Source organism: Paraburkholderia sp. RL17-383-BIF-A, from assembly GCF_046028015.1.
Taxonomy (GTDB): Bacteria; Pseudomonadota; Gammaproteobacteria; order Burkholderiales; family Burkholderiaceae; genus Paraburkholderia.
On sequence record NZ_JARESR010000035.1, the window covers coordinates 39,243 to 52,189 of the forward strand.

Below are 12,947 nucleotides of genomic sequence, written 5' to 3' on the forward strand. Positions count from 1 at the left end.
ACGATCGTGCGCAGGCATTCAACGCGACTCTGAAAACCATCTCCGCAAAAGCTGCACGTCCGGAATGCGGATATGCCGGCCCTTGGCCTCGATGAGATTCAGATCGCAAAGGCGGGTGAATGCCCTGCTCACGGTTTCCAGTCGCAGGCCGACAAAATCAGCAATATCGGTTCGACTGAGGGGGAGCGAAAATTCGGTGAAATGCTGTTTGCGCGCGGCAAGCTGGTCCGAGAACCAGAGGAGGAAACCACACACACGCCGTTCGGCATTGGCGCTCGCGGTGGACAGGAACGCCGCCTGCCGTTGTTGCATGACGCGCGCGACGAGACGTTGAAACTGGGTGCCAACCAGCTGGTTCTGGGAGATACGCCGCAACAGGTGCCGGTAAGGGATAACACAGAAGACCGAATTCTCAAGGGCAACCACCGTAACGGGTTGTGCCCCGGACGCAGCGCCGAGAAAACCAACAACATCACCTCTCAGGGCAAGCGCCGCGATCTGAAGACGCCCGTCGACGGATCGCACTACGGCTTTTGACGAACCGCTCGCAATCGCGAAGACATGCGTGAACGGGGATCCTTGCTCATAGAGAACCTTGCCTTGTTGTACGCGCCTTCTTTCGACGACCACGTCGGCGAGACTCGACATCTGATGCGAGTCAAGCCCACTCCCAAGACACAAGTCGCGGATTCCGCATTGAGCACAATGATTGGGGCGCTCGCTAGCGAAAGATTGCTTGCCAAGGGCGATGAGGAGTTCGTGGTCCATGAATGATGAGTACCGGGTGAGCCGCGCGCGTGGCGTAGTTTTGATTGGCGGTGCATGACCCTTTCGTCAACGAAACTGGCGAAGGGTGTATCTATTCGCAGTTGGATGCGCCAGCGCGTTTGCGCCAGTCGTGCCGGCGGTGCCTGGCCATCCACACCGTGGCCCACGTCGCGTCGATTGGCTGTCTCAATCTAAATGTAGTCATTAGCCAACGTTGCAAGGGCGAGCCGAAAACGCCGATTAGGCTCACGGCTGCATGTCCCATCCGCGCAGGTTTCTCCGTGAACCTGACATGCTGGCAAAACTGTGTCCTGAACCGATCATATTCCCCGCTCGACTTTAAGCGCTTACCGGTACAGCGCATGAAGTTGACTAAAGTCAAACGAGAAGGTTTGCCGGGCCGCCAATGGGCCAAGTGAGGCGATATGAACCGGTATCTTGGTAGGGACCTTAAACCAACGATCTAAAGCATCGCATGAACGGGCGTGCATTCATCAGACTTTTGCTATTTCAACTCATATGACCCGCCCACTTGCAGGCGCACTTTCTTATGCGTGATCGATGGTGTTTGTGCATGCGGTCAGCGGATGACCATTGTCTGACGTTGTTCGACAAGTGGTGCGAGAGACGCGCGGTGCTGCCGCTGTGCTACTTGATGAATGCATGGCCCATCACGTCCGCGTTGGGTTCAGCGATCAATCGCCTTTACGCGCTGTTAGATGAACTATTGGCTGACGAGTCTGCAGGACTGCGCGAAAGCGAGCGTAAGACAATCAACATGATTCTGCGGAACAGATGCATCCATATCGAGGGCTCGGCTGACGAGGTTGCGAACGTGCTATGCGAAGTGTGTTCGCACCGGCGTTGCGAGTTGCCTATCGTGCAGCGGTGCGCCTGCTAGCCGGGATTGAATTGTTCCGTGAGTGCGGGCGCAGTTTGCGGCGGGAGATTGAATAAACGTCAATCAGTCTTGTCGATAATAATTGGTAGACCGAACATTATATTTAAGTTGCGTTTCTCTAAAGATATCGATCCTGAGGCCGTTAGCAAGCTGTGGGGATGCCGCACTGTCTGATCGTCGTGGTCAATTTGAGAGGTTTGTTAACGTATGAAGTTGTCCTTCTCCCAGAAGCTCTGGCTCCCGCTCGTTCTGAGCCTGTCATGTCTTGCCGGCATGTCGATCTACAACGCCTACGAAGAGAGGGAGGGGCAGTTGGATGATCGAAAAATGGATCTGGTCCACGCTTCGGATATCGCCCTTAGCATCGTCAAGACATATGGTGATGCGGTAGCGGCGGGATCATTGTCCGAGACGGAAGCCAGGAAACAGGCCATGGATAAGGTCCGTGCTATCCGGTATGGCGACGAAGGCTATTTCGCGATCATCAATTCGCAAGCAACAGTGCTGATGCATCCGACACGGCCAGAGTTGAACGGCAAGGACGCGAGCAACTACAGGGACCCGAACGGCGTGTATGTTTTTCGCGCCGCGGTGGATGCCGTCAAGCGCGACGGCAAAGGGTTCAACGAGTACGCATTTCCGCGGCCGGGCTCGACCGCGGCCTCTCCTAAAATTTCGTACAACGTGAGCTATCAGCCGTGGGGCTGGATTCTCACGACAGGAGTCTATGTCGACGACATCGACGCGGCGTTCCGTTCAATGTTGTATCGCAGCCTTGGAATCATGCTGGTGCTAGTCGGCGCTTTGTCGACTGTCGTGGTGCTGTTCAATCGCGGCATCCTGCGCGCGATGGGCGGAGAACCATCCTACGCGGCCGAACTCGCTAACCAGATTGCGAGCAATGACCTGACCGCAGTGGTCAAAACGAATCGGGATGATCAATCGAGCCTGCTATTTTCGATGAAGAGCATGCAGGAGCAACTCACGCGAACGATCGGCGCGATCAAGGTTTCTGCCGATTCGATCGCGACGGCTTCGCATCAGATTGCAGTCGGCAACCAGGACCTGTCGCAGCGCACAGAGGAGCAGGCCGCGGCCCTGGAGCAAACAGCAGCCAGCATGGAACAACTCATTTCCACGGTTACTCAGAACGCCGAGAATGCGAGCGAGGCTAATCATCTCGCTGCTCAGGCGGTCAAGGTGGCCGAACAGGGCGGTGTCGTGGTAACGCGCGTGGTGGAAACCATGGACGGGATCAACGCCAGCTCCGACAAGATTGCCGATATTGTCGGCATGATCGAAAGCATCGCATTCCAGACGAATATCCTCGCCTTGAACGCGGCGGTGGAGGCCGCGCGTGCCGGCGAGCAGGGCAGGGGTTTCGCGGTGGTCGCCTCCGAGGTGCGCTCGCTCGCGCAGCGTTCGTCGACCGCGTCGAAAGAGATCAGGGAACTCATTCTTGATTCCGTGCAGCGTGTGCGCACTGGTGCCGGCTACGCGCAGGAAGCCGGCGAAGCCATGGACAGGATTACGCAGGAGGTGAAGCGTGTGACGGATCTCATGAGTGAAATCGCAGCTTCTTCGCAGGAACAGAGCAAGGGCATCGGCGAGGTCAATGAGGCTGTTACGCAGATGGATCAGGTCACGCAGCAGAACGCGGCACTGGTCGAAGAAGCCGCGGCCGCAGCCAGTTCGCTGGAGATGCAGGCAGACGATCTGAAGGCTGCCGTTTCCATGTTCCGGCTGGATGCATAGCGTGGTGCCGGCGTGTGCTTCGCCGCTCAGGCGCGCAGTGGGATTCCGGCGCATCTCGATGCATCGCGAAGCCCGCCTTGATGCCACCGGCACTCATGCCCGCACGGACTGCGCGACGCGCTGCAAACAACATGCAAGAAAGCCTACACCCCGGAGCTTCCATGGCCATGTCGAAAGAGGTTTCCGACGCAACGCCTGAGAACGACCTGATGGACGACGGTTCACATCTGTACAGCCAGGCATGGGCGTCGTCGCTCACCTCGCTGACGGAGGTGTTGCGGCACAATGCCGCCGATATCGTCAAGCGATTCTATGATGGCCTGATTCGCCTGCCCAAGTCGGAGCACACGCTTGCGGCGCTGTCGGAGCGGGAACTTCAGCATCTCAAGACGCAACAGATCCAGAATCTGTACGCGCTGGCGTCGCCGGAGCTAACCGCAATGGATCATCGCGCAATGGCGTTGCGGGTCGGACGTATCCACGCCATTGTCGGGTTGGAGTGGGAAGACCTGATTCGCAGCCGGGGCATTCTTTCCGCTGCGATTCACGACACACTCGATACGACACTGCACGGCAGGGCGCTGGCGGTACTGGGAAGGCGATTGACGCAGGATCTGGCCTGGCAAACGGAGGCCTACCAGCGTCTGCAGACTTCGCGTCAGGACGTGCTATTACGCGTGACCCGGCTGGCGTGGGAAGTGGAGAGTTACACGGATCTAATCGGCCGGGTTGTTCAGATCCTCGGCGAACACGATGAGGTCGCGGGCTGCTCCGTTGGGCGACCCGATAGTCAGGGGATTTTTCGCTTCGAGTCGGTGTCAGGCAAAACCATGGAGCGGTACCTTGCCGATATGGAGAACTCGACCCAACGGCCGATCTCGAATGGCGACCTGCCTCAAGGCCAGGGCCCGGTCGGGCGCGCCTGGCGTAGCGGGAACGTGGAGCGAAGCATCAACTTTGCGACGGATCCCCTGATGGCGCCGTGGAAGACACTGGCAATGCAGGAGAATTTCCGCTCCAGCGTGGCGATTCCTTTACGTCAGCCCGGGCATGCTCCCAAAGCCATTCTTTTGCTCTATAGCGCGTTTCCCGGCGGGTATTCGGCAGCGGATCAGATGGCTTTCATCACGCCATTACAAACTCTTTTGGGGCTCGCGATTGCGCGGATCGAGAATCAGGAAGGGCGGACCCAGGCGGTCCCTTATGCGACGCGACAGCATTGGGCGGCGCTGCTCAGATCGGATGCGCTGGAAATGCACTATCAGCCGCTATTGGACCTCAAAACCGGGCAGGTGACCAAAGTCGAAGCGCTGGCTCGACTGCGCGACGGCGATAGGGTTCTGACGCCTGGTGAGTTTTTCCCGGCGCTGTCCTCGGATGATTTCCTCGACCTTTACGTCCGGGGCTTGGCACAGGTGCTGTCGCAGCGCAATCGCTGGCTCCAGGCGGGTTTCGAGTTGAAGGTGTCGGTGAATCTGCCGTCCAGTGCGTTGGGTGACAACCGCTATTTCGAAGCCACGCGGCAAGCCTTGACGGAATACGCTTGCTGCCCGGACATGCTAACCCTCGAAATTCTGGAAACGGATGCACTTCCATCCGGTATGGATGTGTGCGGCGAACTGGCGAAATTCAAGTTGCTCGGCATCAACCTGGCCGAAGACGATCTGGGGTCCGGGCACAGCAGCCTGAATCGGTTGCGTGAATTGCCCTTTGACTGGATCAAGATCGACCGCAGTATCGTGAGTGTTGCTGGTCAGGATGCTTCTAACGTGTTGCGTTTCGTCTATCAGTTGACAAGGCTTGGCCGCTCGTTGGGTAAATCGGTGGTCGTGGAAGGGATTGAAGATGCGGGCATGCTGGAAGCCATCGTCATTCTCGGTGCCGACGTCGCTCAAGGCTATGCGATTGCGCGCCCCATGCCCGCGCAGCAGTTGACGGCATGGATGCATAACCGCCCCCAGTTGCCGCGCTCTCTGAGCGCGAAAAGTGCGTTGGGGAAACTGGCTACGTTGTTGATCTGGGAAGAACGCCTGCATCTGATTTGCGAGGACCCGCGCGCTTTTGGCAGGCTGTTTGACATCGTGACGACGCCGCCCGCGATCGGAGTCGTTGCAGCGGCTGCGCCGGCGCCGCTCGACTCGGCGTGTCAGGTTTGTCCATTCTCCAGGTTCTTTAGTGAAACGGAGTCCATTCTGCCGAGGGAACTGTCGGATCCGACCGCGCAGCGAGCCCTGATTGCGGCGGCGGTGAGTCACGGACCGGACAGTGTGGCCTATCGGTCGGCACGCCAGCGGTTGGTGACCGCCATCATGAGCGAAGCGGTGGAATACTGAGCAATGTCGCTTCGCGCAGGCGGCTGCAACGTACGTGGAGGTGACCGCATACGTGTGCGCCGGCTCTTGGGGTATCTCTCTTCTTTTTGACGCGCGACGTCTTGCGCAAGTTTCCATGATCAGGAATGCATTCTCCGCCATGTCCATAGACAGGCGTTTTAGTCTCAGTGTCGCAGTCGCACTCCTTCCGGTCCTGGTTTTGTGTGGCAGGCTGGTCGTGCACGAGTGGCACTCGTACATCGTCGCTGACGACGCCCTCTACGCGTTCCAGAGCTATCGCGCCGGATTGCAGGCAATCGAGCGCGTCTCGGCTGAGCGCGGCCCGACGAACAGCGTGCTGGGCGAAGACTTACCGACTCCTGAAGCGAGAAGTGCGAAGCTGCGTCTCGCGCGCGAGGAGAGTGATGCCGCGATCGAGAAGTTGATCGAGATGCTTCAGTCCGGCCACTGTCCAGCGTGTGCCGTGGAGCTTGCGCATATCAGGGAAGCACGCGACGAGCTCGCAGCCGCACGGGTGAATGTCGATGCGCTCATCCGTCTGCCGTTGGCACAACGGCGGGAGCGTGCGGTGTCGAGCGCAGTGGACGGGATGATCAAGGTCATTCCACAGTTTGCGCCCGCGATCGACGCGTTGGCCGCAAATGTGGTCAAGGGCGATACGCGTGCGTTGAATTGCCTGATCCTTGCCACGCTGACCGCGGATCTGCGGGAAGCGGCTGGTCAACTCGGCTCGCACTTTACCGCGACCCTGACGGCGCGCAGAGCGCTCGGTGAAGACGATCAGCTCGCCATCGAGCGGACGCAGGGGAGAGTCGACCAGTTGCGTGAACTGATCGATGCGCATGTCCGGGACCGGTCGGCGCTGGAATCAACGGCGTTCGACAAAATGAATCAGCAGTATTTCGGGGAGGGCATTGCCTATATCGCAGAGGTTCGCCGCCTCGCGAGCCGGCCGGGCGGCGCCGGCATATCTCCCGCGCAGCTGGCGGATCACTACGTGCCGCTGATGCGACCGGTTACGGCGTTCCGCGACCAGGTGTTGGATCTTGCTGACACGGAGATCCGTTATCACCGTAGCAATGCCTTGATGCTACTCGCGGCCAGCGCTCTCTCCGTATTTCTGCTGTTGGCGATACTGCTTTCGATCGCGACGTTATTCAGAAGACGCGTGATTCGACCGCTCCTCGACGCAACGCATGTAATTGGCGCGATAGCAAACGGCGACCTCACCGCGGAAATCCCGGCAGCGCGCTATCGGGGTGAGATCAAGGCCATGTTCAATGCAATCGGCGTGCTGAAAGCGAACAGCGTCGAGCGGCAGCAGCTCGAACGCGAGCGAGGCCGTCTGATCCATGAACTGAAAGCCATGGCGGAAACCGACTTCCTGACCCACCTGCTCAATCGCCGCGCGTTCGAAAGCAGGGCGCGCGTGAGCTGTGCCGAACGGAATGCGGCCGAACCGGAACTCGCGCTGATCATGTTCGACATCGACCACTTCAAGAGGATCAACGATACCTATGGTCACGCCACAGGCGATCACGCGTTGCAACTCGTCGCCCGTCTTTGCCGTGAAACCTGCCGGGATTCGGATGTCGTCGCGAGATGGGATGGGGAAGAGTTTGCGGTACTCAGCCGCGTGCACGACGCGGCAGAGGCGCTTGCGATAGCGGATCGCTTGCGTCGCAAGATCAGCGAGACCCGAATCCCTTGCAACGGCGGCGATGGCTTCACTATCACCGCAAGCTTTGGCGTCGCGCTCGCGTCAGCCTGCGAATCGCGCGACGTGGGCCGCCTTTTCAGGCACGCCGATCGTCTGCTGTATCAGGCAAAAGAGGCTGGGCGTGATCGGATCGTTGCCGATCCGCTCGGCGTGCCAAGCGGCAACGCCTGACAACATGGCTTAATGGCGGGCGCGCCTCCTTCATCAGCCGCAGCGAAGCGGCGACACAATCTAGCCTTTGAACTCGACCGAAACAAAGACCTTCTTGCACGGCTCGACAACCTCCCAGGTTCCCTGAAATCCTGCGGGAATCAGAAACCGGTCCCCCGCGCGCACGGTTTTCGCGGTTCCATTCGCGTCCCGAATGACCGACACGCCTTCGAGAATCTCGCAGTACTCGCTTTCGGTGAAATTCACGGCCCACTGACCGCAAGCCCCTTCCCAGATTCCCGCCGCAAGCTGTCCGCACGGGCTGGCGAAATGCGTATGAACGGTCTGGAAAGGATCACCGGCCAGCACTGCTTCTGCCTTCGGCATGTACTCGGCGCTTTCCTTGGCAGGCGCTGAAAAATCCACGATGTTCAGAATACTCATAAAGTCTCGAATGGAGGAATAAAGAGAACGCAACGGAAAAGAAGCGCAGCGCGCGCACCCACTGCCCGCGCCACGCCCAAAAGAATGTCGCCCCAAAGCAATAGCGCAAAGAGCGATTCAAAACACAATCACCAGGCACTCAGTCACTCAACTGCCTGACTTCAATTGGGCCCAAAGCCGGTTCTCGAGCCGCATGATCGGCGCAGGCTGTGGCCGCATCAACGTCATCTTGTTCAGCACGGCTTCAGGCGGATACACATTCGCATCCTGCTCGATCGCCGGCGTCACATACTGCCGCGCTGCGCGATTCGCAGTCGGATAGAACACTTCGTTCGTAATCTCCGCACTCACTTTCGGATCTTCGATGTAGTTCATCCATTTCATCGCCGCTTCGGGGTGCGGTGCATCTTTGGGTATCACCATCACGTCCATCCAGACGAGGCCCGCGTCCTTGATGTTCGAGAACCGCACCTCATACGCGCGTCTGGCTTCCGATGCGCGTCGCCGTGCAATCCCCACGTCGCCGGAAAAGCCGAACGCCACGCAGATGTCGTTGTTTGCCAGATCGTTGATATAGCCGGACGAATTGAATTGGGTGATATAAGGCCGGACTTTCTTCAGCACCTCATATGCGGCCTGGTAGTCGCCGGGATTAGTGCTGTTCGGATCCTTATGCATGTACTGCAGCACGGCGGGGAAGACGTCGGCGGCCGAGTCGAGAAACGACACCCCGCAGCTTTTCACCTTCGCGAGATTCGCCGGGTCGAATAACAGCGACCAGCTATCCACAGGCGCTTCGCCTCCAAGCGCTTTCTTCACCGCTTGCACGTTGTAGCCGATACCGTCGGTGCCCCACGCCCACGGCACGCCGTATTGATTGCCGGGGTCCGCGTCGGCAATCAGTTTCATCAAGCCAGGATCGAGGTTGGCGAGGTTCGGCATCTTCGACTTGTCGATCTTCTGATAGATGCCGGCTTCGATCTGCCGCGCCATATAACTCGATGTCGGCACCACGATGTCATAGCCGGAACTGCCCGCAAGCAGTTTGGCCTGCAGCGTGTCGTCGCTGTCGTAACTGTCGTATTTCACGTTAATGCCGGATTGCTTTTCGAAGTTGGCAATCGTGTCCTTGCCAATATAATCCGACCAGTTATAGACATTCAGCGATGTGTCCGCAGCGCGCGCGGCGTGCATTGCGGTCAAAGCGGTCAGCGAGCACAGCATTGTGCCGGCAAGCGAAAGCAGCGTGGCGTGACGAGTCTTCATTCAGCAATCTCCTTGATATCGATCTTCAGTTTCCACCGCAGTACAGGCGTGCGCGTGCCTTCCTTCTCGATTCGCGCAATCCGCAACGAATGCGAACGACGACAAGAGACGTGGCGTCGCCTGCCGCGGCGCAAGCGCACAGCAGAGCTAAAAAGAATGCGGATAAGCGCCGGCAAGCGAGCTTGCCGGGCATGAACGGACGACGTTGCAGGCGCGAGCGCTAAACGAACGGCCCCCCGCACGCAACACGGGTCCGCGAAAAGAGAAGGGGGCTAGGGCAGAAGCGACGCGATCTCGTCGGTGCGCACAGGAATGGCGGAGGGTGCTGCAACGACGTTATGCCGGCGTACGGAGCGACGCGACAATACCGTGTCGATAGACAGGGGGCGGGATGGCGAAGCGCAGTGACTTCCCTGATGAGCGATCGGACAGCCGAACAGGATCGTTCTTTCCCGACCGCGCTGGTATCTCACCAATGGACCACGGACTTTCACGATTGAACCCGAAGCGACGTTGAGTAGAAGTTCTCGATAATGCACATGCATGCACGGTGAGAACCACCGAACTGCCGTCCTAGGATAGCCGAGCCATTATTTTCGTCAAAGGATTTTCTGACAATACGCTGGTGAACGTACTAATGCGAGCGCATGACATGAAGCATGGCTCGCATCGAATGCGCGACGATGAAGCGCTATTGACCCTGCAGATTCGGATTGCCGGCGGGAACGCCAGAGCCGGTTTCGGACGAGCCTGTCGTGGAGGGACCGTATCCGGTAGCCGCATTGTTCTGCGCGGAAACGCGGGCTTCGGCCGCCTGAATGTCGGCGGGATAGGTGGAGTCCGTTGCGACCGCGGGGTTGTAGCCGGCCTGTTCGAGCTGCTTCAATTGCGCCTTGACCTCGGCACGCGTGAGCGGTTGCTCGGATTGCGCGAACGACGCCAGCGGGGCGGCCAGCACGACGACTAGCGCCACTGCCTTGATGAGCGATTTCATGATGCTTCCCTCCGAGAATTTTTTTGGGGCGCCGCACCAATCTTCGGCACCATGCACGGATTCTAGGAAGCGAGTGCTCCAGGGGAAACCACTAACGCGGTAATTCAGTGTTGCGGCAAACAACAAGTCGGCGTGATGTAATGTCCGCCGTAATATTTGAGTAAACGTTTTTACACGCCCTGGCGTACATCCACTCGGTAGGCGGTGACCTGCCGATAGGTGTCGCCTGCGCGCACGATCACCTCGTCCTGTTCGGCCATGTTGACCTGATTCGGAAATCCGCCTGCTTCGAGACAAAAGCCCGCGTGCGGTTGATACGCAATGCCGCCGCGTCCCACATCGCCATTCAGCGAATTGCCGCTATAGAACTGTAAGCCGCGTTGATCGGTCGACACGGTCAATTCACGTCCGCTGGCAGGGTCGTAGGCGCGGGCAACCTGGCGCATGGCCGGCGTGCCGCTATTCGTGCCGAACTCACGCGCATCGCGCAGCACGTAGCAATGATCGAATCCGCCGGCCGTCGCCAACTGTGCGTGCGGCCATTCGAGCCGCGCACCGATCGGTGCGCTCTGCCGAAAATCGAAGGCGTTGCCCGCCACCTCGGCCAGCTTGCACGGAATCAAGGCGGTGTCGACTTCGAAGAACCGGTCGGCATCGATCCACAGCATATGACCACGAATGTCCGCGCCCGCGCGGCCTGTGAGGTTGAAGTACGGATGGCTCGTCAGATTGAGCGGCGTAGCCGCGTCCGTGACGGCTTCATAGGCGATGGTCAGCGTGCCGTCGTCGTCGAGCGAGTAGCGCACTTGCGTTGTCACATTGCCCGGAAAACCGGCGTCGCCTTCGGGCGACTCCAGACGCATGAGCAGTGCACCGTTGTCCTCGCTCACATCCCATAGCGCGCGATGAAACCCGCTCGTGCCACCATGTAACAGGTTCGTGCCGTTATTCCGGTCGAGCGTGTATTCGATACCGTCGAGCGTGAAGCGCGCATTGGCGATGCGGTTCGCCCAGCGTCCTATCAGTCCGCCCATATAGGTGTTGGCCGCTACATACTCGGCGGGCGTGTCGTGACCGAGCAGGATATCGCCGAGTACGCCGGCACGATCCGGCGCATGCCACGACACCAGCGTCGCGCCAAGATCGCTGATGGCGACTTTCATGCCGTGCGCGTTACGCAGCGTGAAGAGACGGACGGCGTCGCCGCCGCGCAATGTGCCCCACGGCTCAGAAGAAAGTTGTGCAATGCTGATCATGTCGTTGGTGAGAAGAAAAGAGAATAGGCATGCTCAGCCCGGCGCCGGTGTCGAATTCACCCGCTCCTGGTACTCGCGCGGTGTGCAACCGAGTTCACGGCGAAACACCGCATACATGTATTGCAGTGACGTGAAGCCGCAACGGATCGCCACTTCCGCGCTCGACGCATCGCGCTTCGCCAATAGCGCCTTCGCGACATCGAGTTTATGGCGCAGGATTTCCTGATGCACGGTGCACTGCTGCTCGCGCCTGAAGTACTCTTCGAGCGACGAGCGCGACACGCCCACATAGTCGGCGACCTGTTCGGTGCGAATACCCTGGCACGCGTACTGGCGAATAAAGTGGCGAGCCCGCATCACGTAAGGACTCGCAAGCGGTTGGTGCCTGGTCGACTCGAGCACGTTGATGCCGACTGGCGGCACGAGAATGCGCCGCCCCGGAAAGCGCGCGCCATGCAGCATTTGATGCAACAGGTGAGCCGCGGTGCGGCCCATTTCCTCAGTGCCCTGAATCACCGAAGACAATGGAATTCGCGTCAACGTGCGCGTCAGCGGATCGTTGTCGATGCCGATGATCGCGACTTCCTCCGGCACGGGAATTCCGGCAATCAAACACGCCTGGAGCAGATGCCGGGCACGCGCGTCGGTCACGGCAATGATGCCGACCGGCTTCGGTAAATCCCGCAGCCATGCGGTGAGCTGCTCGGTCGCCTGATTCCATGACGGCGCGCTGGTCGACAGGCCGCGATACATCTCGCTGGCGATCTGCGCGGCGCTGCGGCCATCGGCACTGCGCAAATGGGCGAACGCGAGTTCGCGCTGTTGCGCCCAGCGGTTTTCCTGCGCTTGCGGCAGGCTGTACAACGCGAAGTGCTCGAGACCCGCGCCGATCAGATGCGTATAGGCGAGCGAGATGAGCTTGCTGTTGTCGGTGGCGATATAGGGTAAATCCGGGGGGTAGTGCGCTGGATCTTCGAACGACGAACCCACGGCAACCACGGGCAACGGACAATCGCGCAACGCTTCGCCCACTGCGGGATCGTCGAAATCCGCAATGATGCCGTCGCCGTCGAAGCGTTCAATGCCCGTTAGCCGGCAGCGAAAGTCTTCTTCGAGAAAGAGGTCCCACGCCACACGCGTGGACAGCAGGTAATTACCAATGCCGGTGATGATCTCGCGATCGTAGACCTTGTTCGCGTTGAACAGCAGTGCGATCCGATGCGTCGTCTGTGGTGTTTGCGGACGGGTCATGGCGGTAAGCGGCGTTGGGTGCCCGTTTAGCGCGGCACCGGTTTTAAGCGTCTGGTTATTCTAGGCCTCGAATCACGCCCTGGTGCGAAACAAAATGGCGGGCGGTAAG

Annotated in this window: 10 protein-coding genes; 3 read left to right on the plus strand and 7 right to left on the minus strand. The window is 59.3% G+C overall.

All coding sequences use genetic code 11. The features are described 5' to 3' along the window. Positions 1 to 18: 18 nt before the first annotated feature. Positions 19 to 768 (minus strand): Crp/Fnr family transcriptional regulator, encoded by a 750-nt coding sequence (locus P0D71_RS29785; protein ID WP_408186591.1) that lies wholly within the window; start codon positions 766 to 768, stop codon positions 19 to 21. A gap of 1,108 nt (positions 769 to 1,876) precedes the next feature. On the opposite strand from P0D71_RS29785, the gene P0D71_RS29790 reads away from it, so the two are divergent. From P0D71_RS29790 to P0D71_RS29800, 3 genes are all read left to right on the plus strand, one after another. Further along, entirely contained in the window at positions 1,877 to 3,424 is a 1,548-nt protein-coding gene (locus P0D71_RS29790) for a methyl-accepting chemotaxis protein (RefSeq protein WP_408186592.1), read from the plus strand. A gap of 161 nt (positions 3,425 to 3,585) precedes the next feature. Continuing rightward, a complete protein-coding gene (locus P0D71_RS29795; RefSeq protein ID WP_408483298.1) occupies positions 3,586 to 5,757 on the plus strand; it encodes an EAL domain-containing protein in 2,172 nt (723 codons plus the stop codon). 34 nt (positions 5,758 to 5,791) lie between these two features. After that, positions 5,792 to 7,648, plus strand: a complete 1,857-nt coding sequence (locus P0D71_RS29800; RefSeq protein ID WP_408483299.1) for a GGDEF domain-containing protein — start codon at positions 5,792 to 5,794, stop codon at positions 7,646 to 7,648. 60 nt (positions 7,649 to 7,708) lie between these two features. On the opposite strand, the gene P0D71_RS29805 is transcribed toward P0D71_RS29800, so the two are convergent. The 6 genes from P0D71_RS29805 to P0D71_RS29830 form a co-directional block, all read right to left on the minus strand. Beyond that, on the minus strand, positions 7,709 to 8,071 hold the full coding sequence (locus P0D71_RS29805; protein ID WP_408483300.1) for a cupin domain-containing protein: 363 nt from the start codon (positions 8,069 to 8,071) through the stop codon (positions 7,709 to 7,711). A gap of 147 nt (positions 8,072 to 8,218) precedes the next feature. Continuing rightward, the gene (locus tag P0D71_RS29810) at positions 8,219 to 9,295 is read right to left on the minus strand and encodes a polyamine ABC transporter substrate-binding protein (protein WP_408483319.1); all 1,077 of its coding nucleotides are present in this window, start codon (positions 9,293 to 9,295) and stop codon (positions 8,219 to 8,221) included. A gap of 314 nt (positions 9,296 to 9,609) precedes the next feature. Next, on the minus strand, positions 9,610 to 9,831 hold the full coding sequence (locus P0D71_RS29815) for a hypothetical protein (RefSeq protein WP_091808973.1): 222 nt from the start codon (positions 9,829 to 9,831) through the stop codon (positions 9,610 to 9,612). A gap of 197 nt (positions 9,832 to 10,028) precedes the next feature. After that, positions 10,029 to 10,331: a DUF4148 domain-containing protein gene (locus tag P0D71_RS29820; protein WP_408186596.1), complete on the minus strand. Its 303-nt coding sequence runs from the start codon at positions 10,329 to 10,331 to the stop codon at positions 10,029 to 10,031. A 170-nt stretch (positions 10,332 to 10,501) separates the two neighbouring features. Continuing rightward, positions 10,502 to 11,587: an aldose epimerase family protein gene (locus P0D71_RS29825; protein WP_408483301.1), complete on the minus strand. Its 1,086-nt coding sequence runs from the start codon at positions 11,585 to 11,587 to the stop codon at positions 10,502 to 10,504. A gap of 33 nt (positions 11,588 to 11,620) precedes the next feature. Next, the gene (locus P0D71_RS29830; RefSeq protein ID WP_408483302.1) at positions 11,621 to 12,838 is read right to left on the minus strand and encodes a XylR family transcriptional regulator; all 1,218 of its coding nucleotides are present in this window, start codon (positions 12,836 to 12,838) and stop codon (positions 11,621 to 11,623) included. Positions 12,839 to 12,947: the final 109 nt, after the last annotated feature.

Excerpts from the sequence above, each read along its gene's own strand:
- P0D71_RS29785 (WP_408186591.1), bottom strand. The coding sequence starts at position 768 with ATGGACCACGAACTCCTCATCGCCCTTGGCAAGCAATCTTTCGCTAGC.
- P0D71_RS29790 (WP_408186592.1), top strand. The coding sequence starts at position 1,877 with ATGAAGTTGTCCTTCTCCCAGAAGCTCTGGCTCCCGCTCGTTCTGAGC.
- P0D71_RS29825 (WP_408483301.1), bottom strand. The coding sequence starts at position 11,587 with ATGATCAGCATTGCACAACTTTCTTCTGAGCCGTGGGGCACATTGCGC.
- P0D71_RS29805 (WP_408483300.1), bottom strand. The coding sequence starts at position 8,071 with ATGAGTATTCTGAACATCGTGGATTTTTCAGCGCCTGCCAAGGAAAGC.
- P0D71_RS29795 (WP_408483298.1), top strand. The coding sequence starts at position 3,586 with ATGGCCATGTCGAAAGAGGTTTCCGACGCAACGCCTGAGAACGACCTG.
- P0D71_RS29830 (WP_408483302.1), bottom strand. The coding sequence starts at position 12,838 with ATGACCCGTCCGCAAACACCACAGACGACGCATCGGATCGCACTGCTG.
- P0D71_RS29810 (WP_408483319.1), bottom strand. The coding sequence starts at position 9,295 with ATGCTGTGCTCGCTGACCGCTTTGACCGCAATGCACGCCGCGCGCGCT.
- P0D71_RS29820 (WP_408186596.1), bottom strand. The coding sequence starts at position 10,331 with ATGAAATCGCTCATCAAGGCAGTGGCGCTAGTCGTCGTGCTGGCCGCC.